Origin of the sequence: Allobosea sp. 67-29, assembly GCF_001898115.1 — a bacterium.
GTDB lineage: Bacteria > Pseudomonadota > Alphaproteobacteria > Rhizobiales > Beijerinckiaceae > Allobosea.
Map to the genome: position 1 here is coordinate 10575 of NZ_MKSQ01000001.1, position 21016 is coordinate 31590.

Consider the following 21016-nt stretch of genomic DNA (forward strand, 5'->3'; position numbering starts at 1 on the left):
CAGGATCGTGACGATCGCATCGACTCCGGCCTCGATACCGCCGGCGAAATCCCCCGCCTTGAACTTGGGCGCGATCGCCGTGGTGATGATGACCTTGGAGAGCGCGTCGGTCAGTGCACCTTCGAGGCCGTAACCGACCTCGATGCGGACCTTGCGCTCCTGCGGCGCCACGATCAGCAGCACGCCGTTGTTCTTCGCCTTCTGGCCGAGCTGCCAGTGCCGGAACAGGCCGTTGGCGAAATCCTCGATGCTCAGCCCCTGCAGTGACGGCACGGTCGCGACGACGATCTGGTCGGAGGTCTTGTCCTCATGCGCCTTGATCTTGTCCGCGATGCGCTGGCGCGCCTCCGGCGCGATGATGTTGGCGTCGTCGACAACGCGGCCGGAGAGCACGGGATAGCTCGGCTCGGCCGCGAGCGCCGGCGCCAGCCAGGACAACGAGGCAAGCAGCAGGATCAGCAGGAATGCGCCCCAGGCGGGCTCTCTCCCGCGCCGCGGAAGAGAGCTGCTCCACGCCTCTCCCGGCAAGGTCGTCACGGGTTCAGAACTTCACGCTAGGCGCCTTGTCGGCCCCGGCCGTGGCGGTGAAGGTCTCCATCGGCTTGGCGCCCCAGAACAGCTTGGCCCAGATCACGCCCGGGAAGGTCCGGATTTCCGTATTGTAGGCCTGGACGGCCTGGATGTAGTCGCGCCGTGCGACCGCGACCCGGTTCTCCGTTCCTTCGAGCTGCGACTGCAGCGCCAGGAAGTTCTGGTTCGACTTCAGGTCGGGGTAGCGCTCAACGGTGACGAGCAGCCGCCCGAGCGCGCCGGTGAGCTGGTTCTGCGCGTCCTGGTATTCCTTGAACTTGGCCGGGTCGCTGATCGTCGAGGCATCGACCTTGACCTGCGTCGCCTTGGCGCGGGCCTCGATCACCGCCGTCAGCACGTCCTTTTCCTGCGCCGCATAGCCCTTCACCGTCTCGACGAGGTTGGGAATCAGGTCGGCACGGCGCTGGTACTGGTTCTGCACCTCGGACCAGGCCGCCTTGGCCTTCTCCTCGAGCGTCGGCACGTTGTTGTAGCCGCAGCCGGCGAGGGCAATGCCGATGAGGCCGAGCGCGAGCCAGGCCAGCGGGCGGCGTAGCTGGGCGGAGAACGTCATGCCGAAAACCCCTTTTGGCATCGATGCGTTGCTGTCGATTCGGAACCTTACCCGTCGCGCCGCGCCGCACCAAGCTGTCAGGCCGCGACGAATAGCCTATCGTGACGCCGAACAGCCGGAGGCCATCATGCGCTTGATCCCGTCGATTGCCCTGTCAGCCGCCCTGCTCGCCGCGCCATTCGCGGCCGCCCAGCCTCTCGCGCCGGCGCCGGAAGCCGGCAGCGGCCGCACGGCCAAGGTCGAGACCACGGCGCGCCGCTTCATGGCCGCGGCGGCAAACCCGCTCGCCGCCGCGGCCGGGCGCGATATCCTGCGTGCCGGCGGCAGTGCCGCGGACGCCGCGATCGCCATCCAGTTGGTGCTCAATCTGGTCGAGCCGCAGAGCTCCGGCATCGGTGGCGGCGCCTTCCTGGTCCATTGGGACGAAGCCAACCGCAAGGTCTCGACACTGGATGGGCGCGAAACCGCGCCCGCCGCGGCACGGCCCGACCGTTTCCTGAAGGACGGCAAGCCGATGCCGTTCCGCGAGGCGGTGATCGGCGGCCGCTCGGTCGGCGTGCCCGGCACGCTGAAACTGCTGGAGGAAGCGCATCGCCGCTGGGGCAAGCTGCCCTGGACGGACCTCGTTGCCCCGGCGCTCAAGCTGGCCGAAGACGGCTTCGCGGTCTCGCCACGCCTCAACGGGCTCCTGGCCGGGGACAAGGACCTGCCGAAGAATCCGCGCGCCGCCGCCTATTTCTACGAACCGGACGGGCGGGCCAAGGCGGTCGGGACCGTCCTGAAGAATCCCGCCTTCGCCGCGACGCTTCGCGCCATTGCGACGCAGGGCGCGGAGGCGCTCTACAAGGGTCCGATCGCCGAGGACATCGTCGCGACCGTGGCGGAACATCCGACCAATCCCGGCGACATGACGCTGGCCGATCTCGCCGCCTACACGGTCGAGGAGCGCGAGCCCGTTTGCGGCGCCTACCGGGTCTGGCGGCTCTGCGGCATGGGCCCGCCGAGTTCCGGCGCCGTCGCCATCCAGCAGATTCTGGGCACGGTGGAAGGCGTCGATCTCAGGCGAATGGGCCCCGGACCGGAAGCCGCCCACTGGCTCAGCGAGGCCGGCCGGCTCGCTTTCGCCGACCGCAACCTCTACCTGGCCGATCCCGCCTTCCTGGCCGTGCCGGTGCGCGGCCTGATCGACCGGGACTATATCCGCTCGCGCGCGTCGCTGATCGCTCCGGACCGCTCCATGGGCAAGGCCCGGGCGGGCGAGCCGCCCCATCGCCGCGCCGGGCTGCTCGCCCCTTCGGAGGGTGTCGAGCACGGCACCAGTCATATCTCGGTGGTGGATGCCGCGGGCAACGCCGTCGCGATGACCACGACGATCGAGGGCGGCTTCGGCTCCCATCTGATGACCAAGGGCGGCTTCCTGCTCAACAACGAGCTGACCGATTTCAACTTCGCGCCGGAGGAGGACGGCAAACCGGTCGCCAACCGGGTCGAGCCCGGCAAGCGCCCGCGCTCCTCGATGGCGCCGACGCTCGTCTTCGACGCCTTCGGCCGGCTCTATGCCGTCGCGGGCTCGCCCGGCGGCAGCCAGATCATCGAATTTGTCGCCAAGACGCTGGTCGCCCTGCTCGACTGGCGCATGGATCCGCAGCAAGCGGCCGATTTTGGCAATTTCGGCAGCCGCAACGGCCCGACCGAGCTTGAGGCGGGCACCGAGGCGGAGGGTTGGAAGGCCGCGCTGGAAGCCAGGGGCCACAAGGTCCAGCTCATGGAGATGACCTCGGGCACCCAGGTGATCGTCAAGACGCCGGAAGGCTTCCTCGGTGGCGCGGACGGACGGCGCGAGGGCGTGGCGATCGGGGACTGAGCTTCAGGACCGGGCCGGCCGGTCGCCGCCGGCCTCGCGCCCGGCGATCAGCCAGTAAACGAAGCCGGTCGCTGCCCCGACGAGGAAGAGCCCCGAGATGATCTGCAGCTCCGCCGGGCTCGGCGCGCGCGCCAGCCTCAGCATGGCGAGCGGCAGCAGGGCTGCGAGCAGGCCGGTGAGACCGCTCTGGACCAAAAGCCCGCGCAGCCGGAACAGTTCCGAGCCGATCGCGACCAGCACCACCGGCACGACGATGATCGACAGGCCCAGCCGCGCGATCAGCGCGAGGGCGGCCTGTGCCGCCGGCGTCGGGTCGACACCGCTTTCGGCCAGGCCGAAGACGATGTCGAGCAGCCGCTCGATGCCGCCGCCGATCAGCAGTGCGACCGCCGGCGAGGCGATGCTGGCAGCCGTCAGGAAGAACAGCCCCGACCCCATCGCGACGAGGCAGGCGAAGGGGATGAGCAGCAGCCAGCGCAGCGCCAAGCGAGGCTACTCCGCCGCGACGGCCGGGGTGGCCCCGGCCTCGTCCTGCTCCAGCATCAGCCGGGCCCGGGCGGACAGCTTCTCGGTCTCGCTCTTGAGCTGGCCGCAGGCGGCGAGGATGTCGCGCCCGCGCGGGGTGCGCACCGGCGAGGCATAGCCGGCCCGGAAGACGATCTCGGAGAAGCGCTCGATCCGGTCCCAGTCCGAGCATTCGTATCTGGTGCCGGGCCAGGGGTTGAACGGGATCAGGTTGATCTTGGCCGGGATGCCCTTGAGCAGGCGCACGAGCTCGCGCGCCTCGGCATCGGAATCGTTCACGCCCTTGAGCATGACGTATTCGAACGTGATGCGCTTCGCGTTCGACAGGCCGGGATAATTCCGGCACGCCTCGAGCAGGTCCTTGATCGGGTATTTCTTGTTCAGCGGCACCAGCTCGTTGCGCAGGTCGTCGCGCACCGCATGCAGCGAGATCGCCAGCATCGTGCCCATCTCCTCGCCGAGCGGGCCGATCTGCGGCACGACGCCCGAGGTCGAGACGGTGATGCGCCGGCGGCCGAGTGACAGCCCCTGGTCGTCCGAGATCACGTCGATGGCGTCGCGCACCCCGTCGAAATTATAGAGCGGCTCGCCCATCCCCATGAAGACGATGTTCGAGACGAATCGCCCGCCGTCATTGGGCACGAATGCGCCGTCCGGCGCCTTGCGGTTGGGAAAATCGCCGAGCCGCTCGCGCGCCACCATCAATTGCGCGACGATCTCCTCGGTCTTGAGGTTGCGCACCAGGCGCTGCGTGCCGGTGTGGCAGAAGGTGCAGGTCAGCGTGCAGCCGACCTGGCTGGAGACGCAGAGCGTGCCACGGTCGACCTCGGGAATATAGACGCACTCGATCTCGGCGCCACGGTCATGCGGGCCGGTCGACGGCATGCGCAGCAGCCATTTGCGCGTGCCGTCCGTCGAGACCTGCTCGGCCGTGACCTCGGGCAGGTCGAGCGAGAAACGCTCGGCGAGCTGGGCCCGCAGGCCCTTGCCGATCGTCGTCATCGCGTCGAATTCACGCACCCCGTAGTGATAGATCCAGTTCCAGAGCTGGCCGACGCGCATGCGCCGCTCCTTCTCGGGCACGCCGATCTCGGCCAGCGCATCGCCCAGGCCGGCGCGCGTGCGCCCGACCAGGGAAGGGCGCCGCAAAACGCCATCGGCCGCAGGGGCGGCCATTTCGGAAACGGTCTCGGTCATCGGAGCTCTGTCGTCGCCGGCATGGAGGGCGGCTTTCGCCGGTTTCCTAGCACAATCGCGATCAAACCGGAAATCCCGGCGCTCCCGCCGGGCACGAGGGCCGGTTCGCCCGCCCCCGTGGCATCCTTACTTGCAAGCGTCCTCGGCCCGCTTCACGGCCTGCGTCAACCCCGCCAGCGAATACTTGTCGCTGGTCGGGTTGCCGCGCTTGGAGGTCGCCTTGACCTCAAGCCCTGCACCGCGCCGCAGCGAATCGAGCATGCGCGGCTCCTCGGCCGGATTCTTCAGCCACATGTTCTTGCCCTTGGCGACCAGGGCGAAATGCTCGTTCCCGATCACCGCCTGATGCTCGACGCCTTCCTTGACGTCGAAGTTCATGACGAAGCTGATCTCGTTGCGGACGCCTTCGCCCGGCCGGCTCGAGACGAATAGCAGCCCCTCGACATCCTTCAGGTTGGCCGGGGAACGGGTCTCCGCCTTGGACAGCGCGTAGCAGACCTTGGAGCGGCCCTGCTGCGACGAAAAGGCCTGCCACTTGCCCGCTGTCTCCAGCAGCATTGCCTGTCCCTGGCCGGAATTGCTCGCGGCGGCGGCGGCCGCGGTAGCCGGCTTCGGCTTGGCGGGAGCGGCCTGCGCCGGCAGAGCCGCAAGGCCCAGCATGCCCGCGCTCAGGCCGAGCGCGACGGCAAAGCGGGAAACGGCGACGACGCGAAGAGGAAGGAACGAGTTGATCATGGACCGCCATCAGTCACTAAAAATCTTAATACCGCGTTTACCACCAGTTCTTGGAATGGACCGCGCGGGGCGGCGGCATAGAGTGTCACGATCCTGGCAAAAATGCGAATGAGCCCGGTGCGCCGGGCCGTCGCGCCGCGCGGCATGGCGTGGCACGATCCCGCCCCGGACAAGTGACGACGGAAAAGCGATGAGAGCCCTTCTCTGCGAACATCACGGCCCGGCCGAGGAACTGGCCATCCGCGACCTGCCGGAGCCCGTGCCCGGCCCCGGCGAGGTCGTGCTCGCCGTCAGCGCCGCGGCGCTGAACTTCTTCGACACGCTCATCATCCAGGGTCGCTACCAGACCAAGCCGGCCCTGCCCTTCTCGCCCTCGGCGGAATGCGCCGGCACCATCGCGGCGATCGGAGAGGGCGTCAGCGGCTGGCAGCTGGGCGAGCGCGTCGCCGCCTGGCTCGGCTTCGGCGCGGCGCGGGAAAAGGTCGCGGTCCCCGCCGAAGCGTTGGTCCGCGTGCCAGAAAAGCTCTCGGACGCGCAGGCGGCCGGTCTCTTCGTCACCTATGGCACCGCCATGCACGGGCTGATCCAGCGCGCCGGGCTGAAGGCGGGCGAAACCCTGGCCATCCTCGGCGCCTCGGGCGGCGCCGGGCTCGCCGCGGTCGAGATCGGCGCGCTGCTGGGCGCCCATGTCGTCGCCTGTGCCTCGTCGCCGGACAAGCTCGCGCTGGCCCGCGAGCACGGCGCTCAGGAGGAAATCGACTACCAAGCGCACGACATCCGCGCCGCCCTCAAACGCGTGACGGAAGGCCGCGGCGTCGATGTGCTCTACGATACCGTCGGCGGCGATCTGGCCGAGCCGGCGCTGCGCTCCATGGCCTGGGAGGGGCGCTATCTCGTCGTGGGCTTCGCCGGGGGCGCCATCCCGAAGATTCCGCTCAACCTGCTGCTGCTGAAGGGCTGCGACATGCGCGGCGTGTTCTGGGGCGAGTTCGTCGCCCGCGAGCCGGCCGCCCATCGCCGCAACATGGAGCGCCTGCTGGGCTGGGCGGCCGGCGGGCATATCCGCGCCCATGTCCACGCCGCCATTCCCGTCGAGCGTTGGGCGGAAGCCTATGCACTGATCGGCAACCGCCAGGCCAAAGGCAAGGTCGTGCTGACCTTCTGAGCCTCACAGGCCGGCGAGCGTCGTCTTTGCCCGCTCGCGATGCTCGGGCTTGATCGAGCCGGCTACCGCAGCAATCGCCGCGGCGATCACCGCCGCATCGTCAGTGAAGCCGATCAGCGGCATGATGTCGGGGATCGCGTCCATCGGCAGCACGAAATAGCCGAGCGCTGCGAGCAGCGTCAGCCTGACGCGCCGCGGCGTCGCCGGATCGCGGGCGCAAAACCACGCCGCCAGCAGATCCTCGGCAAAGGGAATACGCTTTGCGACGCGCTTCAGCCGGACCATGAAGTCGGCCCCGAACCTGGTTTCGTCGCGCAGGCTCTTGCGGATCGCCTCCATCTCCTCGCGGCTGAAGCGGGCGCTGAACCCCTGGCTCATTCCTGTCTTGCTCCCTGGCATCCGGTGACGCCGATGATCGCGCGACCTGGATGGCCGCGCCATGTCGAAAGATGGCCTCGCCGCAATCCTGCACAAGAGGCCGGTCGCAAAACCCGCTTGGAACGACGCGAGACGCCCTCTAAACCGGCTGGCAGAACAAGATTGACGGGAAATGCGCCCATGAAACTCGATTCTTCCTTCGCCGCCATCGTCACCGGCGGCGCTTCCGGCCTTGGCGAGGCGACGGCCCGGATGCTGGCGGGCCAGGGCGTCAAGGTCGCGCTGCTCGATCTCAACGCCGAGCGCGGCGAGGCTGTCGCCAGCGAGATCGGTGGCGTCTTCTGCGCCTGCGACGTCACCAGCGAGGCTTCCGTCGACGAAGCCCTGGCCAAGGCCCGCGCCGCCCACGGCATTGCCCGTATCATCATCAACTGCGCCGGTATCGCGCCCGGCCGCCGCATCGTCTCGAAGAAGCGCGACACCGGCGAGTTGATCGCCCACGACACGGCGACCTTCGAGAAGGCGATCGCTATCAACCTGGTCGGTACTTTCCGGATCATCGCGAAATCGGCCGCGGCGCTGGCCGGGCTCGAGCCGGTCACCGCCGATGGCGGCCGGGGCGTCATCATCTGCACGGCCTCGGTCGCGGCGGAGGACGGCCAGATCGGCCAGGCGGCCTATGCCGCCTCCAAGGCCGGCGTCGCCGGCATGACGCTGCCGATCGCGCGGGACCTCGCCCAGCTCGGCATCCGCATCGTCACGATCATGCCCGGCCTGTTCGAGACGCCGATGTTCGCCGGCCTGCCCGAGGAGGCGAAAGCCTCGCTCGCCGTCTCGGTGCCGCACCCCTCGCGCCTCGGCCGGCCGGAGGAATACGCCGCCCTCGCCCGCAGCATCATCGAGAACGACATGCTGAACGGCACCGCGATCCGCCTCGACGGCGCGATCCGGCTGGCGCCGAAATAGGCTTCAGACGATGCGGTAGACCTCGCCGGCGGTGCGGTCCCGGTAGAGATCCACCCGCTCGCCGTTCCAGTGATAGTCGAGATGCCGGCCCTGCACCGGATGGCTCGCGAGGTCGGGATGGAACAGCCCGGCGCATTCCCCGCCCGGGCAGCGCACGCTCGGATAGATCACGCCGTCCGAGCCGACATCGTGGAGCCGCTCGCCAAGCTGCTGGCTCTGCGCATAGTCGACCGGGTCGAGCAATGGCGCCGCCTCGCTCAGCCCGCGCAGATCGTGCAGCCCGGCATCGATATCGAGCACGATCTCGCGGAATTGCGAGGTCCAGCCGGGCGGCTGCGCCGTCGCTTCCATGAAGCGGCCGTGATGGTGCACCGTCTCCAGCAGAGCGACCTCGAAGCGATTTCCCGCATAGAGCACGCCGAAGCCGCCGTCGCTGAAGCGGCTCGGCCGATCGCGGCTGACATGGGTGAAGGGCGCCATCAGCCAGCTCGCACCGGGCCCCGACACCCGCCGCCCTGGCGGCACGAGATCAAGATTGCCGATGGTTTCCATCAGGCGCGGATTGGTCTTCTGTTCAGCCGCGATCAATAGCGGCCAGTCGGCGGGATCGGCGATATCCTCGAATAGGTCGATCGGCGGAAAGATGCTGCGGATGATCCGGACCGCGCCGCGCCATTCGATCTCCGCGACCGGCAGGCTTGCCGGGTCGATCACCAGGCGCCCCGCTCGGCATCGAGCAGCCGCCGCACCCGCATCAGGTCGGTCAATTCGCCGCCGAGCATGACGGCAAGCGCCGATTTCCCGCCGAAATCGCTGTTGGGGCGCTTGATCCAGTCATAGCCGCGCTGCGGCTCGGCGAAGATCAGGCGCAGCGCCTTGTGGATGCCCATCAGGTTCGAGAGCCGGGCCTTGCCGTCGCGCGAGATCCGCCCCACGCCGCCGGCCTTCCAGCGGGCATAGGTTCGCGCCGGCAGGTCGATCAGCACCGCCGCCTCCTCGTCGGTGATGCGCCAGAGCCGGAACAGGTTGACGGCGGCGCGGAACATCGCGGCCGCCTCTTCGTCACTGATCGGGTCGGGAACGAAATCGCGCTGGGCGGTCTCGACGCGCAGCAGGGCGCTCATGGCAATCATCTCCATTTGGCGTAAAATGGAGATGATCTTGCCAAATGGCAAGAGAGGACTTGTTGCAGCTATTCCTCGATCTTCGCCGGCTTGATCTCGTGCTTCAGGATCAGCGGGGTCTGCGCCAGCGCGAACAGCATCGTCAGCGGCATCACGCCCCAGACCTTGAAGGCGACCCAGAAATCCTGGGTCTGCGTGCGCCAGACCACCTCGTTCAGCGCCGCCAGCACGAAGAAGAACAGGCCCCAGCGGAAGGTCAGCTTGCGCCAGCCCTCCGCGTCGAGCTGGAGGACGGTCTCCAGCACCAGCGACAAAAGCGAGCGGCCGAAGACGAGCCCGCCGAGCAGAACGCAGCCGAACAGCGCGTTCACGATCGTCGGCTTGACCTTGATGAAGAAGGCGTCGTCCAGCGCCAAGGTCAGCCCGCCGAAGACGGTAACGACGATGGCGTTCACGATCGCCATGCGCGGCAGATAGCCCATCAGCACCCGCGACAGCGCCAGCGCCAGCAGCGAGGCGGCGATGAAGATCCCGGTCGCCACGAAGATGCGCCGGTCCTCGGCGACATGGAACAGCCGGTCGCCATAGGAATTGGCGAAGAAGAAAATCGCCAGCGGCCCGAATTCCAGCGCCAGCTTGAGCAGCGGATGAACCGGCCTGCCCTTGGGTTCGACGGGAATCGTCCGCGCCGTCTCGCTTCCGCCTTCGCTCACGCCGCTTCTCCCAATCCCGCCACGGCGCGGGCGAAATCGCGCGCCGAGAACGGTTCCAGATCCTCGACGCCCTCGCCGACGCCGATGAAATGCACCGGCAGGCCGAACTGCGCCGCCAGAGCCACCAGGATGCCGCCCCGCGCGGTGCCGTCGAGCTTGGTCATGACGAGCCCGGTGACACCCGCCGTCTCGCGAAAAGCCTCGACCTGCGAGATCGCGTTCTGGCCGACGGTAGCGTCGAGCACGAGCAGCGCCGCGTGAGGAGCACTGTCATCCTGCTTGCGGATGACGCGCACGACCTTGGCGAGCTCGTCCATCAGCCCCTGCTTGTTCTGCAGCCGCCCGGCCGTGTCGACCAGCAGCACGTCGGTACTGTTCGTCCTGGCCTTCTGCAGGGCCTCGAAGGCGAGGCCTGCGGCATCCGCACCCTGCTGACCGAAGACGACTTCGGCCCCGGTGCGTTCGCCCCAGACGCGCAACTGCTCGATCGCCGCGGCACGGAAGGTATCGCCGGCCGCCAGCATCACCGACTTGCCCTCGGCGCGGAACTTCGCCGCGAGCTTGCCGATCGTCGTGGTCTTGCCGGAGCCATTGACGCCGACCATCAGCACCACGAACGGCTTTTTCGTGGCATCGATCGCCAGCGGATGGGCGACGGGCGTCAGGATCGTCTCGACCTCGCGCGCCAGGATCGCCTTCACCTCCGATGGATCGATTTGCTTGTCGTAGCGGCCCTCGCCGACCGCCCTGGCAATCCGCGCCGAGGTGGCGAGGCCGAGATCAGCCTGGATCAGGATATCCTCGAGGTCCTCCAGCGTGCCGGCATCGAGCTTGCGCTTGGTGAAGAGGTCGGTGATCCCCGTCGTCAGCGCCGAGGAGGTGCGCGACAGCCCCTCCGTCAGCCGGCGCCACCAGCTCCGCTTCGGCTGGAGCACGGGTGCGGGAGCAGGTTCTGGAGTGACGGCAGACTCGGCCTGCGGAGCGACGGCAACCTCGGACTCCGGTTCCGGCTCCACAGGTAGCGGGGCGCTTTCGACTGAAGCGGGTAGCGCAAGCGGTTCCGAGGCCGGCGTCTCGACGACGGAAGCTTCTGGCTTGGCAGCCGGTGGAGCGACGCCCTCCTCGCCTTCCGGTTTCAGCTCTTCGACAGGCTCCGGCGCCTGTTCAACAACCGCCTCAGGGGTCTGTGCCGGCTTGGCCGCGTCCTCGTCACGTCCGAACAGCCTCGAAAAGAAGCCGCGTTTCTTCGGTTCGGTCTCGCTCATCGCCATCCTGTCTTCGGTTCGGCGGCTGTCTCGGGTTGCGCCGCCGGGCCGGCTTCGCTAGCGCAATGCCATGGCTCAGCCGGTTCAACCAGAAAATTCGCAGCCGCCACCGCAGATCGACCCCGCATTGCCGGTGCCGCTGCTCTATCGCGACGCCATGATGCTCGTCATCGACAAGCCTGCAGGCCTGCCGGTCCATCGCGGCCCGCAGGCCAAGCGCCGCGAAGTACCTGTCCTGACCGACCATCTCGATGCGCTGCGTTTCGGCCTGCCGCGCCGGCCGGAACTGGCGCATCGCCTCGACAAGGACACCTCCGGCTGCCTCGTGCTCGGTCGTCATCCTCGCGCCATGGCCGAGCTCAACCAGATGTTTCGCGATGGCCGCATCGGCAAGACCTACTGGGCGATCGTGCAGGGCGCACCCGCGGACGACGAAGGCCTGATCGATCTGCCGCTGGCGCGCCGCTCCCCGGACCGCGGCTGGTGGATGAAGGTCGACCCTGCCGGCCTGCCCTCGCAGACAGGCTACCGCGTGCTGGGTCGCGGGCAGGGGGCCGAGGGGCCGCTCGCCTGGCTCGCCCTGGAGCCGCTGACCGGGCGCACCCATCAATTGCGGGTTCACTGCCAGGCTTCCGGCTGGCCGATGCTCGGCGACGAGATCTACGGCGCCGCGCCGCGCGAGGGCGGCCCCGGGCTCCAGCTTCATGCTCGTGCGATCACGGTGCCGCTCTATCGCAAGCGCGAGCCGATCCATGTCGAGGCGCCGCCGCCGCCGCACATGCTGGCGGCGCTCAAGGCTTGCGGGTGGACTGGCTGAACCCGCTCAATTCCCGAGCGCGTCGATCGCCCGCGCCAGCTTGACGTCTAGCTCGGTCAGGCCGCCCGCGTCGTGGGTCGCCAGCGTCACATCCACCGTCCGGTAGACGTTCGACCATTCCGGATGGTGATTCGCCGCCTCGGCCAGCAGCGCCACCCGCGTCATCCAGCCGAAGGCCTCGCTGAAATCACGGAAGACGAAGCGCTTGCTGATCGCCTCGCGTCCTTGCGCCAGCTTCCAGCCGGTCAGGGTTGCCAGCGCCTCCGCCTGGGCCTCGGGGCTCAGCCGCTTGGGTCTCGTCATCGCCGCTGAACCTCCCTCGGCAGGCGATTCGGGTAGGACGGGCCGAGCGGATAGGCGGCCTCCAGGACATAGGGACCGCCGCCGATCGAATCGCGCGACGACATCAGGGCGACCCGGCGCGCGGTGAAGGTAATCGGCCTGATGATCGGATGCAGGCTGAGGAAATGCGCCAGCTCGACCGGAGTCGTGTCGCGCAGCCGCGCCAGCGTGACATGCGGCACGAATTTGCGCCCTTCCGCAGGCAGTCCGATCCGGCGCATCTGCCGTTCGATATCGGTCTGCAGATCGGTCAGGGCCTTGGACGGCGCCACCCGCGCGAACAGGGCCCGCGGCTTGTCGCCGCCGAACGAGCCGAGCGCATCGAGCGTCACCTCGAAGGGATAGGCGCCGAGATCGGACAGCATGTGGTCGACATCGTTGGCCATGCGCCGGTCGACGTCGCCGAGGAAGCGCAGCGTGACGTGATAGTCGGGCGGGTCGATCCAGCGGGCGCCCGACACGCCGCCGCGGTGCAGCGTCAGCTCGGTTGCGACATCGGCGGGGATTTCCAGAGCGATGAACAGCCTCGGCATGATCGATTCCTGCCAAGCGATTGTGACTCTGGCGAGACGGTAGGCGCGAAGCCGGCTCAAGGGAACCAGTTTTCACCCGCATTCATGCCCGGCCGACGCCGGGCATGATCATCCGGCACCGCGATCAGGGGCAGGGATTGCCGACGAGCTGGTGCACCGCGTCGATCTTCGCCTCGATCTCCGGCGTCAGCTTGACGTCGATCGAGGCGATATCGGTCCTGAGCTGCTCCAGCGAGGTCGCGCCGATGATGTTGGCCGTGACGAAATCGCGCGAATTGACGAAGGCGAGCGCCATCTGCGCCGGGTCGAGCCCGGCCTCGCGCGCAATCGCGATATAGCGCCTGATCGCCTCCTCGGTGCCCGCACCCTCGTAGCGCTGGCCGCGGTTGAACAGCGTCGTGCGGGCGCCCGCCGGCCGGGCCCCGTCGAGATACTTGCCGGTGAGGTAGCCCTGCGCCAGCGGCGAATAGGCGAGGAGCCCGACATCCTCGCGGATCGCGACCTCGGCCAGCGCCGTCTCGAAGGTGCGGTTCAGGAGATTATACGCGTTCTGGATCGACTGGACGCGCGGCGTGCCGCGCATCTCCGAATCACCGACGAAGCGCATCGTGCCCCAGGCGCTCTCGTTGGAGAGACCGAGATGGCGGATCTTGCCGGCCTTCACCGCCTCGGCGAAGGCGTCGAGCTGTTCCGGGATCGAGGTCTCGTCGGCGGGCTTCTCATAGGCTGCGTGCGAGAAGCGGGTCGGGTTCGAGCCCCAGGGCATCGGCCGCTCGGGGAAATGGATCTGGTAGAGGTCGATATAGTCAGTCTGCAGGCGCTGCAGGCTCTTGTCGACCGCCTCCATGATCTGCTTGCGGGTGAGGCGGGTCGGGCTCTGGTCGTCGCGGAACCAGGTATTGCCGCCGCGCCCGCAGACCTTCGAGGCCAGGATGATCTTGTCGCGGTTCTTGCGCGCCTTGAACCAGCTCCCGATGATCCGCTCGGTCGAGCCTTGCGTCTCCGGCTTCGGCGGAATCGCGTAGAGCTCGGCCGTGTCGAAGAAATTCACGCCCTGCTCGACGGCGTAGTCCATCTGGGCGTGGCCTTCGGCCTCCGTGTTCTGCTCGCCCCAGGTCATGGTTCCGAGGCAGATCACCGAGACCTTGAGATCGGTGCGCCCGAGACGGCGATATTCCATGGGACAGCAACTCCGGAGGCGGTGCCGGCAGGCGGCAAAGGAAAGGTCTGGGATTCGTCCCCGGGGTAGCCGGAGGCGGATCAGGATCTGGCGGGCAGCGTCGCGATGAAGCGCTCGACCGTCGGCAGGATGTTGCGGACGATGACCTTGACGCCATCGGCCGTGGGGTGGAGCCCATCCGCCTGGTTCAGCGCGCGGTCACCCGCGATCCCCTCCAGGAAGAAGGGGTAAAGCACCAGATCATGCATCTCGGCAAGCTCCGGATAGATCGCATCGAAGCGCTTCGCATAATCCGTGCCGAGATTGCGCGGAGCGAGCATGCCGGCCAGCATCACCGGGATCCCGCGCTCCTTGAGCCGCGCGATCATCGCTTCCAGCGCCTTCCGGGTCTGGGTGGGGTCGACGCCGCGCAAGGCGTCGTTCGCCCCGAGCTCGAGGATGACGCCGTCGGTCCCGTCCGGCACCGACCAGTCGAGCCGTTCGAGGCCGCCCTGCGTGGTGTCGCCCGAGACCCCGGCATTCACGATTTCGACAGGAACCCCCTTCTGCCGCAAGGCGTCCTCGAGAACGGCGGGGAAGGCGGCGCTGCCCGGGAGGTTGTAACCGGCGGAGAGCGAATCGCCGAAGGCCACGAGCTTGAGACTCTTTCCGGCCGGCGCCGGCGGGGTAGCGGTCTGGGCCTGAGCCATCGAAGCGGCCCCCGTCAGGACAAGCGCGATCAGTGCAAAAATCGCCGCAAGCGATTGGACAAGTCCGGAACCAAGCCCATATCGGCGCAAGGTCCCGGCCGCGACGGGGATGGAATGCGAAGTCAGGATCATGGCGTGATGAGCGAGAAGGCCGCCCCGGCGATCGAGTTGCAGAATGTACACTTGAGTTTGGGGCGTGGACCGGCCCGCGTCCATATCCTGAAAGGTGTCTCGGTGTCGCTGCCCGATGGCGAAGCCTCGGGCCTCGTCGGCCCCTCCGGCTCCGGCAAGTCGACCCTGCTGATGACGATGGCGGGGTTGGAGCGCCCCGATTCCGGCCTTGTGCGGGTCGCGGGGCAGGATCTCGGCAAGCTAGACGAGGACGAGCTCGCCGTCTTCCGCGGGCGGCGCATCGGCATCGTCTTCCAGTCCTTCCACCTCGTGCCCACGATGACGGCGCGCGAGAACGTGGCGCTGCCGCTGGAACTCGCCGGCAACCCGGACGCCTTCGCCCGCGCCGAGGCGGAACTGCGCAATGTCGGGCTCGGCCATCGCATGGACCACTACCCGGCCCAGCTTTCGGGCGGCGAGCAGCAGCGCGTCGCCATCGCGCGCGCCGTCGCGCCGGACCCCGCGATCCTCGTCGCCGACGAGCCGACCGGCAATCTCGACGAGACGACGGGCCGCTCGATCGTCGACCTGATCTTCGCCCTGAAGCGCGAGCGCGGCGCGACCCTCGTGCTCGTCACCCACGACCTCGCGCTCGCCGAACTCTGCGACCGCACCGTGCGCTTGCGCTCCGGCGTGATCGAGACCGAAGACGCCATGGCGGCGATCTGACGATGCATGCTCCGGTCAAGCCGCTCGACGGCCCGTCGCTCCGCCCCTCTTTCGGCCCCGGTCTGGCCCTGAGGCTGGCTTTGCGCGACCTGCGCGCCGGCCTGCGCGGCTTCGGCGTCTTCATCGCCTGTCTGGCGCTGGGCGTCATGACCATCGCCGCCGTCGCCTCCGCCTCGCGCGGCCTCACCGAGGGGCTGGCACGGGAAGGCCGGCGCATTCTCGGCGGCGACGCCTCCTTCAGCCTGATCCAGCGCGAGGCGACGCCGCAGGAGCTCGCCTTTCTGACCGCGCGCGGCACGGTCTCGACCATCGCCACCCTGCGCGCCATGGCCAGCGCCGGCGAGAAGGGCGCCGCGCTCGTCGAGATCAAGGCGGTCGATGCCGGCTATCCCAGCATCGGCGCGGTCGAAACCGACCCGCAACAGCCGGTCGCCGGCTTGCTCGCGCAGCACGATGGCACTTACGGCGCGGTCGCCGATCCGATCCTCTTCGGCCGCCTCGACCTCAAGCCCGGCGACACGGTCACCGTCGGCGGCGCAAAAATCCAGCTTCGCGCCAATCTCGTCTCCGAGCCCGACAAGATCGCCGCGGGCGTCGGCTTCGGCCCGCGGCTCCTGATCTCGCAAGAGGCCTTGCGCGCGACCGGCCTGATCCAGCCCGGCAGCCTGATCCGCTGGACCTACCGCCTCCAGCTTCCCGCGGCCGCATCGAGCGACGCCGATCTCGAGAGGCTGATCGCCGCGGCCGGGACACAGCAGCGCGACGCGGGCTGGGAGATCCGCTCCCGTGCCAATGCGGCGCCGAGCTTCCAGCGCAATCTCGAACGCTTCACCCAGTTCCTGACGCTGGTCGGCCTCACCGCCCTTTTGGTCGGCGGCGTCGGCGTCGCCAATGCCGTGCGCCGCTTCGTCGAGGCCAAGAAGCTCGACTTCGCCACCCTGAAGGCGGTCGGCGCCACCGGCGGCCGTGTCGTCGCGATCCACCTGACCGAGGTGATGCTGGTCGCCAGCCTCGGTACGGCGATCGGCCTTGTCCTCGGCGCGGCCGCCCCCTTCGCGCTCGGCGCCGTCCTGCAGAGCATCCTGCCGGTGCCCTTCGAGCCAACGCTGGCGCCGGGCGAGCTTGCCGTCGCCGCGCTCTACGGCCTGCTGACGGCGCTGGTCTTCGCCATCATCCCGCTCGGCCGCGCCCATGACGTGCCGGTCTCGGCGCTGTTCCGCGACCAGGTCGAGCCCGATCCCCGCCGCCCGCGCGCGGTCTACCTCGTGCTCTGCCTGCTGGCGCTGGCCGGGCTTGTCGGCGTGGCGCTCGGCTTCGCCTACGATCGGCGCATCGCGCTGATCTATATCGGCGTGATGTTCGGCGTCTTCCTGCTGCTGCGCGGGGTCTCGACCGGGCTGATGGCGCTGGCCCGCCGTCTGCCGCGCCCGCACAGCCCCGCGCTGCGAATGGCGATCGCCAACAGCCATCGCCCGGGTGCATTGACGCCCTCGCTGGTGCTGTCGCTCGGGCTCGGCGTCGCATTGCTTTCGGCCCTGTCCTTCATCGATGTCAGCCTGACGCGCCAGCTCACCGGCGCGCTGCCGGCCAAGGCGCCGAGCTTCTTCTTCCTCGACATCCCCAGCCGCGATTCCGCCCGGTTCGACGCCTTCCTCGCCAGGGAACGCCCCGGCGCCGGCGTCGAGCGCGTGCCGATGATGCGCGGGCGCATCCTCGCGGTGAACGACACCCGCGCCGAGGACATCAAGGCGAGCGAGCAATCCGCCTGGGTGCTCGACGGCGACCGCGGCATCACCTATGCCGCGTCGCTCCCCGAGGGTTCGCGGCTCGCGGCCGGCGAATGGTGGCCGGCCGGCTACAAGGGCGAGCCGCTCGTCTCCTTCGACGCCCAGAACGCCGCCGGCATCGGCCTGAAGATCGGCGACAGGCTGACCGTCAACGTGCTCGGCCGCAGCATCACCGCCCGCGTCGCCAATCTGCGCACCATCGACTGGCGCTCCTTCGGCATCAATTTCGTCATGGTGTTCTCGCCCAACACCTTCGCGGGCGCGCCGCATACCGATCTCGCCACGATCACCGCCGCGCCCAACGGCGACGGCGCCAGCGACCCTGTCCTGATGCGCCGGCTCGCGGCCGAATTCCCCGCGGTCACCGCCGTCCGCGTCAAGGACGCGCTGGAGGCGGTCAACACCATCGTCGAGCAGCTCGCCACCGCGATCCGCGGCGCCTCCGGCCTCGCCATCACCGCAAGCCTGCTTGTCCTGGGCGGCGCTCTGGCCGCGGGCCAGAGGGCGCGGCTCTATGACGCGATGATCCTCAAAACCCTCGGCGCGACCCGCCGCTTCATACTTTCGTCGTACGCCCTTGAATACGCCGCCATCGGCCTCGTCGCCGCCCTGTTTGGCGTTGTCGCGGGTACTGCCGCCGGATGGGGCGTCGTCACGCAAGTGATGCGCATCGATTTCGTCAGTGATCCGACAGGCGCGTTACTGGCTGCGACTGCTGCGATAGCGGTCACCATCCTGTTTGGGCTCGCCGGGACGATAAAAATACTGTCGAAAGCGCCGGCTTCTCATCTCAGGAATTTATGATGACTATCTGCAGACCGCGGAAGATAGACATTAAAATCCTGTAATTCTGCATAGTCTGCCGACCGAACTTCTATCGCTCGACAGGGCTTAACCATGGCGGGCTCTTGTAAGAAGCCGGAAAGCGCCTCATATTCCGGTCATCGCGACTTTCGTGCGCGAGGACGGCCGGTGCCTGCGCGCCTGTCGTCGTCCGAAACAACGTCAGGGGAAAGTCTCTTAATGAGCAACTTCGACCGCAATGCTCCAGTCTGGGGTGCCGGCCGCGCACAGCAGACCAGCGCCGTCGAGATGGATCAGGGCCTGCGCTCGTTCATGCTCGGCGTCTACAACAACATGGCGATCGGCCTCGGCATCACCGGCCTGGCCGCGCTCGGCATCTCGATGCTGGCGATCGCCGGCTTCACGCCCGACGGCAAGATCACGGGCCTGACCGCGCTCGGCCAGGCGATCTATCTCAGCCCGCTGAAATGGGTGGTGATGCTGGCCCCGCTCGCCTTCATCATGCTCTTCTCGTTCAAGGCGGAAAGCATGAGCGCCTCCTCGGCGCGCACCATGTTCTTCGCCTTCGCGGCGGTGATGGGCGTCTCGATGTCGTCGATCCTGGTCGTCTTCACCGGCGCCTCGGTCACGCGCGTCTTCTTCATCACGGCGGCCGCCTTCGGCGCGCTGAGCCTCGTCGGCTACACTACGAAGAAGTCGCTCTCCGGCATGGGCTCGTTCCTGATCATGGGCCTGATCGGCCTGATCATCGCCTCGCTGGTCAACCTGTTCCTGGCCTCGAGCGCGCTGTCCTTCGGCATCTCGGTGCTGGGCGTGCTGATCTTCGCCGGCCTGACCGCCTGGGACACCCAGCGCCTGAAGGAGATGTATCTCTACTCCAACCTGGATCCGGAATCGGCTGCGAAGCTCTCGGTGAACGGCGCTCTGTCGCTCTACCTGAACTTCATCAACATGTTCCAGATGCTGATCACCCTGCTCGGCGACCGCCGCTGAGCGCGCCAGCCAGCGGGCGTCATGCCCAAAGCGAGCCCCGGCCCCGCGGCCGGGGCTTTTCTTTTGGCACGGGCGTTGCTCAACCTGCAGGCATGACGACGCCCTCGATCCGCCCGGCCACGCCCGCCGATATTCCCGCCATCGCCGCGATCTACACTCACGCCGTGCTGCACGGCACAGCCTCCTGGGAACTCGCCCCGCCGGACGAAGCCGAGATGCTGCGCCGCCTCGAAGCGACCCTGACGGGCGGCTATCCCTATCTCGTTGCAGAGGGAGCGGGGACTGTCCTGGGCTATGCCTATGCCGGCGCCTATCGTCCGCGCCCGGCCTATCGCGCCACGGTCGAGAACTCGATCTACGTCGCCCCGGCTGCGCAGGGCACCGGGCTGGGCGGCCGGCTCCTGGAGGCGCTGATGGCGGACTGCACGAACCGGGGCTTTCGCCAGATGATCGCCGTCATCGGCGACGGCACCGGCGCCTCGGTCGGGTCGCGCCGCCTGCACGAGAAGGCCGGGTTCCGATTGATCGGCATCGCCGAGAAGGTCGGCTTCAAGCACGGCCGCTGGCTCGACCAGATGCTGATGCAGAAGGAGCTCGGGGACGGCGACCGCACCCCACCGGCCTGAGCGGAGCCGTCAGCCCACCACGCTGAGCGTCTTGTCGAGCACCTTGAGAACCCGCGAGAGCTCCGAACCGCGCTTCAAAATCAGCCCCGTGGCGGCCACGACCGAATAGGCGCCCTGCCGCCGTGCCAATGCAGGGTCCTTGACGATCCGGTAGAGCGGCATCTCGGAGGAGCGGCGGAAGACCGAGAACTGCGCCTTGTCCTTCAGGAAGTCGATGGCGTAGTCGCGCCACTCGCCCGCCGCGACCATGCGGCCATAGAGGTTGAGCAGTTCGGAAAGCTCGCGCCGATCGAATGTGACGGTGCTGGAGCGGACCGGCGCCGGAAAGGCCAGGACGGCGCCGGCACCCTGCGATTGCGGCGTTTCGCTTTCGCTCATGGCGCCTCCCCGCTTCGATCGGTGAACCCCGGATCAGACATCGCCGGATGATGCGCCCGCGATCCTGCGCTGGCAAGGGACGCAGCCGCGGCCGCTCCTCGCGGCTTCGTGGGAAATGCCGCAATTTCGCCGTCAACAGGTCAAGGACCCGCCAAACTGCGGGGCTCAACTGCCGGTGTTGCCTCGATGGCCCGGTCCCTTCGGACGCCGGCTTGTCAGCCCCCCAGCCCCCCGGAGTTCGGTGGGGCCGGGCCGTTCAATCGAGGCCAACTAGCGGCTGGCGTTTCGCCGGCCGTTTTTCTTTTTGGGCCGGGTCGTCAGCGCGCCTGGCCGTGATACTCGGCATTGGGCCGCATATCGACGGCCGAGGCCATCCGGTTCGACATGTTGTAGAAGGACGCGACGGCGCCGATGTCCCAGATGTCGCGCTCGCCGAACCCCGCCTTGCGCAGCCCTTCCCGGTCGTCGTCGCCGATGAGATGCGGCGTCTCGGTCAGCTTCACCGAGAAATCCAGCATGGCGCGGTGCCGTGCCGACAGATTCGCCGCCCGATAGTTCATCGCCATCAGCTCGCCCAGCACGGGATCGCCGGAGAGCTGGCGCACGGCCGCGCCATGAGCGCTCAGGCAGTAATAGCAGCGGTTCACGCTGGAGACCGCAACCGCGATCATCTCGCGCTCCAGCTTGGACAGGCCGGAGGGCGCCAGCATCAGATCGTTGTAGAAGGCGGCGAAGGTCGTGAGCTTGGCGTCGTCATGGGCGTAGGAAAGGAGCACATTGGGCACGAAGCCGAGCTTCTCCTGGCATTTGTCGAAATAGGCCCGGTTCTCGGGAGAGAGTGCTCCAGGCTTGAGATCGAGCGCCATCACGGCCGGAGGCGCATCCTGCCGTGCCGGCTCCTCGCCGACCTTCGGTTTGTCATGCTTCGTCGCCATGGTGCGTCCCGTCCTC

General features: G+C 68.1%; 23 protein-coding genes and 1 pseudogene. 8 read left to right on the forward strand and 16 right to left on the reverse strand.

Translation table 11 applies throughout. The features are described from left to right. Both BGO20_RS23600 and BGO20_RS00060 read right to left on the reverse strand, forming a co-directional pair. Positions 1 to 537 (reverse strand): annotated as a pseudogene (locus BGO20_RS23600) (TPM domain-containing protein); the annotation flags it as partial. A 4-nt stretch (positions 538 to 541) separates the two neighbouring features. Next, a complete protein-coding gene (locus BGO20_RS00060) occupies positions 542 to 1144 on the reverse strand; it encodes a LemA family protein (RefSeq protein WP_291665047.1) in 603 nt (200 codons plus the stop codon). Between the two features lie 127 nt (positions 1145 to 1271). Here BGO20_RS00060 and ggt point away from each other — a divergent pair, with 127 nt between their 5' ends. Next, positions 1272 to 3008: a gamma-glutamyltransferase gene (ggt, locus tag BGO20_RS00065; protein WP_291665049.1), complete on the forward strand. Its 1737-nt coding sequence runs from the start codon at positions 1272 to 1274 to the stop codon at positions 3006 to 3008. A 3-nt stretch (positions 3009 to 3011) separates the two neighbouring features. On the opposite strand, the gene BGO20_RS00070 is transcribed toward ggt, so the two are convergent. The 3 genes from BGO20_RS00070 to BGO20_RS00080 form a co-directional block, all read right to left on the reverse strand. Continuing rightward, complete coding sequence (locus BGO20_RS00070) at positions 3012 to 3494, reverse strand: hypothetical protein (RefSeq protein WP_291665050.1); 483 nt, start codon at positions 3492 to 3494, stop codon at positions 3012 to 3014. A gap of 6 nt (positions 3495 to 3500) precedes the next feature. Then, a complete protein-coding gene (gene rlmN, locus BGO20_RS00075) occupies positions 3501 to 4730 on the reverse strand; it encodes a dual-specificity RNA methyltransferase RlmN (protein ID WP_291665051.1) in 1230 nt (409 codons plus the stop codon). Positions 4731 to 4856: 126 nt separating this feature from the next. Beyond that, positions 4857 to 5465, reverse strand: coding sequence for an invasion associated locus B family protein (locus tag BGO20_RS00080; protein WP_291665053.1), 609 nt, complete (start codon positions 5463 to 5465; stop codon positions 4857 to 4859). A 190-nt stretch (positions 5466 to 5655) separates the two neighbouring features. On the opposite strand from BGO20_RS00080, the gene BGO20_RS00085 reads away from it, so the two are divergent. Further along, on the forward strand, positions 5656 to 6630 hold the full coding sequence (locus tag BGO20_RS00085; RefSeq protein WP_291665055.1) for an NADPH:quinone oxidoreductase family protein: 975 nt from the start codon (positions 5656 to 5658) through the stop codon (positions 6628 to 6630). A gap of 3 nt (positions 6631 to 6633) precedes the next feature. Here the strand turns inward: BGO20_RS00085 and BGO20_RS00090 are convergent, their stop codons facing one another. Beyond that, positions 6634 to 7008: a YkvA family protein gene (locus BGO20_RS00090; protein ID WP_291665056.1), complete on the reverse strand. Its 375-nt coding sequence runs from the start codon at positions 7006 to 7008 to the stop codon at positions 6634 to 6636. 180 nt (positions 7009 to 7188) lie between these two features. On the opposite strand from BGO20_RS00090, the gene BGO20_RS00095 reads away from it, so the two are divergent. Next, on the forward strand, positions 7189 to 7974 hold the full coding sequence (locus BGO20_RS00095; protein ID WP_291665058.1) for an SDR family NAD(P)-dependent oxidoreductase: 786 nt from the start codon (positions 7189 to 7191) through the stop codon (positions 7972 to 7974). A gap of 3 nt (positions 7975 to 7977) precedes the next feature. Here BGO20_RS00095 and BGO20_RS00100 read toward each other — a convergent pair whose 3' ends face one another. The 4 genes from BGO20_RS00100 to ftsY form a co-directional block, all read right to left on the reverse strand. Then, positions 7978 to 8691 (reverse strand): RES family NAD+ phosphorylase, encoded by a 714-nt coding sequence (locus tag BGO20_RS00100; protein WP_465245976.1) that lies wholly within the window; start codon positions 8689 to 8691, stop codon positions 7978 to 7980. Then, on the reverse strand, positions 8685 to 9098 hold the full coding sequence (locus tag BGO20_RS00105; RefSeq protein WP_291665060.1) for an MbcA/ParS/Xre antitoxin family protein: 414 nt from the start codon (positions 9096 to 9098) through the stop codon (positions 8685 to 8687). The genes BGO20_RS00100 and BGO20_RS00105 overlap by 7 nt, the downstream gene beginning before the upstream one ends. A gap of 68 nt (positions 9099 to 9166) precedes the next feature. Then, a complete protein-coding gene (locus BGO20_RS00110; protein ID WP_440141543.1) occupies positions 9167 to 9778 on the reverse strand; it encodes a septation protein A in 612 nt (203 codons plus the stop codon). A 29-nt stretch (positions 9779 to 9807) separates the two neighbouring features. Then, a complete protein-coding gene (gene ftsY / locus BGO20_RS00115) occupies positions 9808 to 11076 on the reverse strand; it encodes a signal recognition particle-docking protein FtsY (RefSeq protein ID WP_291665062.1) in 1269 nt (422 codons plus the stop codon). Positions 11077 to 11233: 157 nt separating this feature from the next. Between ftsY and BGO20_RS00120 the strand changes: the two genes are divergently transcribed. Continuing rightward, positions 11234 to 11893: an RluA family pseudouridine synthase gene (locus BGO20_RS00120; RefSeq protein ID WP_291665097.1), complete on the forward strand. Its 660-nt coding sequence runs from the start codon at positions 11234 to 11236 to the stop codon at positions 11891 to 11893. Positions 11894 to 11899: 6 nt separating this feature from the next. Here BGO20_RS00120 and BGO20_RS00125 read toward each other — a convergent pair whose 3' ends face one another. From BGO20_RS00125 to BGO20_RS00140, 4 genes are all read right to left on the reverse strand, one after another. Next, positions 11900 to 12196 carry a 4a-hydroxytetrahydrobiopterin dehydratase gene (locus BGO20_RS00125; protein ID WP_038358149.1) on the reverse strand — a complete coding sequence of 99 codons (297 nt, stop codon included), beginning with the start codon at positions 12194 to 12196 and terminating at the stop codon, positions 11900 to 11902. Next, complete coding sequence (gene thpR / locus BGO20_RS00130) at positions 12193 to 12768, reverse strand: RNA 2',3'-cyclic phosphodiesterase (RefSeq protein WP_291665064.1); 576 nt, start codon at positions 12766 to 12768, stop codon at positions 12193 to 12195. The genes BGO20_RS00125 and thpR overlap by 4 nt, the downstream gene beginning before the upstream one ends. Before the next feature lie 124 nt (positions 12769 to 12892). Further along, positions 12893 to 13948, reverse strand: a complete 1056-nt coding sequence (locus BGO20_RS00135) for an aldo/keto reductase (protein WP_291665065.1) — start codon at positions 13946 to 13948, stop codon at positions 12893 to 12895. Between the two features lie 80 nt (positions 13949 to 14028). Then, positions 14029 to 14637: an arylesterase gene (locus BGO20_RS00140; protein WP_291665067.1), complete on the reverse strand. Its 609-nt coding sequence runs from the start codon at positions 14635 to 14637 to the stop codon at positions 14029 to 14031. Between the two features lie 138 nt (positions 14638 to 14775). Between BGO20_RS00140 and BGO20_RS00145 the strand changes: the two genes are divergently transcribed. From BGO20_RS00145 to BGO20_RS00160, 4 genes are all read left to right on the forward strand, one after another. After that, a complete protein-coding gene (locus BGO20_RS00145; protein ID WP_291665069.1) occupies positions 14776 to 15477 on the forward strand; it encodes an ABC transporter ATP-binding protein in 702 nt (233 codons plus the stop codon). Positions 15478 to 15479: 2 nt separating this feature from the next. Then, entirely contained in the window at positions 15480 to 18068 is a 2589-nt protein-coding gene (locus BGO20_RS00150; RefSeq protein ID WP_291665071.1) for an ABC transporter permease, read from the forward strand. Between the two features lie 219 nt (positions 18069 to 18287). Further along, entirely contained in the window at positions 18288 to 19061 is a 774-nt protein-coding gene (locus BGO20_RS00155) for a Bax inhibitor-1/YccA family protein (protein WP_291665072.1), read from the forward strand. 92 nt (positions 19062 to 19153) lie between these two features. Next, positions 19154 to 19687, forward strand: a complete 534-nt coding sequence (locus BGO20_RS00160; protein WP_291665074.1) for a GNAT family N-acetyltransferase — start codon at positions 19154 to 19156, stop codon at positions 19685 to 19687. A gap of 9 nt (positions 19688 to 19696) precedes the next feature. Here the strand turns inward: BGO20_RS00160 and BGO20_RS00165 are convergent, their stop codons facing one another. Together BGO20_RS00165 and BGO20_RS00170 are read right to left on the reverse strand one after the other, a co-directional pair. Then, positions 19697 to 20065, reverse strand: a complete 369-nt coding sequence (locus tag BGO20_RS00165) for a DUF2794 domain-containing protein (protein ID WP_291665076.1) — start codon at positions 20063 to 20065, stop codon at positions 19697 to 19699. A 317-nt stretch (positions 20066 to 20382) separates the two neighbouring features. Further along, a complete protein-coding gene (locus BGO20_RS00170) occupies positions 20383 to 21000 on the reverse strand; it encodes a peroxidase-related enzyme (protein ID WP_465245975.1) in 618 nt (205 codons plus the stop codon). Positions 21001 to 21016 lie beyond the last annotated feature (16 nt).

Bases quoted from the DNA above. Each gene is read 5' to 3' on its own strand.
- BGO20_RS00060 (WP_291665047.1), bottom strand. From the start codon at position 1,144: ATGACGTTCTCCGCCCAGCTACGCCGCCCGCTGGCCTGGCTCGCGCTC.
- ggt (WP_291665049.1), top strand. From the start codon at position 1,272: ATGCGCTTGATCCCGTCGATTGCCCTGTCAGCCGCCCTGCTCGCCGCG.
- rlmN (WP_291665051.1), bottom strand. From the start codon at position 4,730: ATGACCGAGACCGTTTCCGAAATGGCCGCCCCTGCGGCCGATGGCGTT.
- BGO20_RS00080 (WP_291665053.1), bottom strand. From the start codon at position 5,465: ATGATCAACTCGTTCCTTCCTCTTCGCGTCGTCGCCGTTTCCCGCTTT.
- BGO20_RS00085 (WP_291665055.1), top strand. From the start codon at position 5,656: ATGAGAGCCCTTCTCTGCGAACATCACGGCCCGGCCGAGGAACTGGCC.
- BGO20_RS00090 (WP_291665056.1), bottom strand. From the start codon at position 7,008: ATGAGCCAGGGGTTCAGCGCCCGCTTCAGCCGCGAGGAGATGGAGGCG.
- BGO20_RS00095 (WP_291665058.1), top strand. From the start codon at position 7,189: ATGAAACTCGATTCTTCCTTCGCCGCCATCGTCACCGGCGGCGCTTCC.
- BGO20_RS00105 (WP_291665060.1), bottom strand. From the start codon at position 9,098: ATGAGCGCCCTGCTGCGCGTCGAGACCGCCCAGCGCGATTTCGTTCCC.
- ftsY (WP_291665062.1), bottom strand. From the start codon at position 11,076: ATGAGCGAGACCGAACCGAAGAAACGCGGCTTCTTTTCGAGGCTGTTC.
- BGO20_RS00120 (WP_291665097.1), top strand. From the start codon at position 11,234: ATGATGCTCGTCATCGACAAGCCTGCAGGCCTGCCGGTCCATCGCGGC.
- BGO20_RS00125 (WP_038358149.1), bottom strand. From the start codon at position 12,196: ATGACGAGACCCAAGCGGCTGAGCCCCGAGGCCCAGGCGGAGGCGCTG.
- thpR (WP_291665064.1), bottom strand. From the start codon at position 12,768: ATGCCGAGGCTGTTCATCGCTCTGGAAATCCCCGCCGATGTCGCAACC.
- BGO20_RS00135 (WP_291665065.1), bottom strand. From the start codon at position 13,948: ATGGAATATCGCCGTCTCGGGCGCACCGATCTCAAGGTCTCGGTGATC.
- BGO20_RS00140 (WP_291665067.1), bottom strand. From the start codon at position 14,637: ATGGCTCAGGCCCAGACCGCTACCCCGCCGGCGCCGGCCGGAAAGAGT.
- BGO20_RS00145 (WP_291665069.1), top strand. From the start codon at position 14,776: ATGAGCGAGAAGGCCGCCCCGGCGATCGAGTTGCAGAATGTACACTTG.
- BGO20_RS00150 (WP_291665071.1), top strand. From the start codon at position 15,480: ATGCATGCTCCGGTCAAGCCGCTCGACGGCCCGTCGCTCCGCCCCTCT.
- BGO20_RS00155 (WP_291665072.1), top strand. From the start codon at position 18,288: ATGAGCAACTTCGACCGCAATGCTCCAGTCTGGGGTGCCGGCCGCGCA.
- BGO20_RS00160 (WP_291665074.1), top strand. From the start codon at position 19,154: ATGACGACGCCCTCGATCCGCCCGGCCACGCCCGCCGATATTCCCGCC.
- BGO20_RS00165 (WP_291665076.1), bottom strand. From the start codon at position 20,065: ATGAGCGAAAGCGAAACGCCGCAATCGCAGGGTGCCGGCGCCGTCCTG.
- BGO20_RS00170 (WP_465245975.1), bottom strand. From the start codon at position 21,000: ATGGCGACGAAGCATGACAAACCGAAGGTCGGCGAGGAGCCGGCACGG.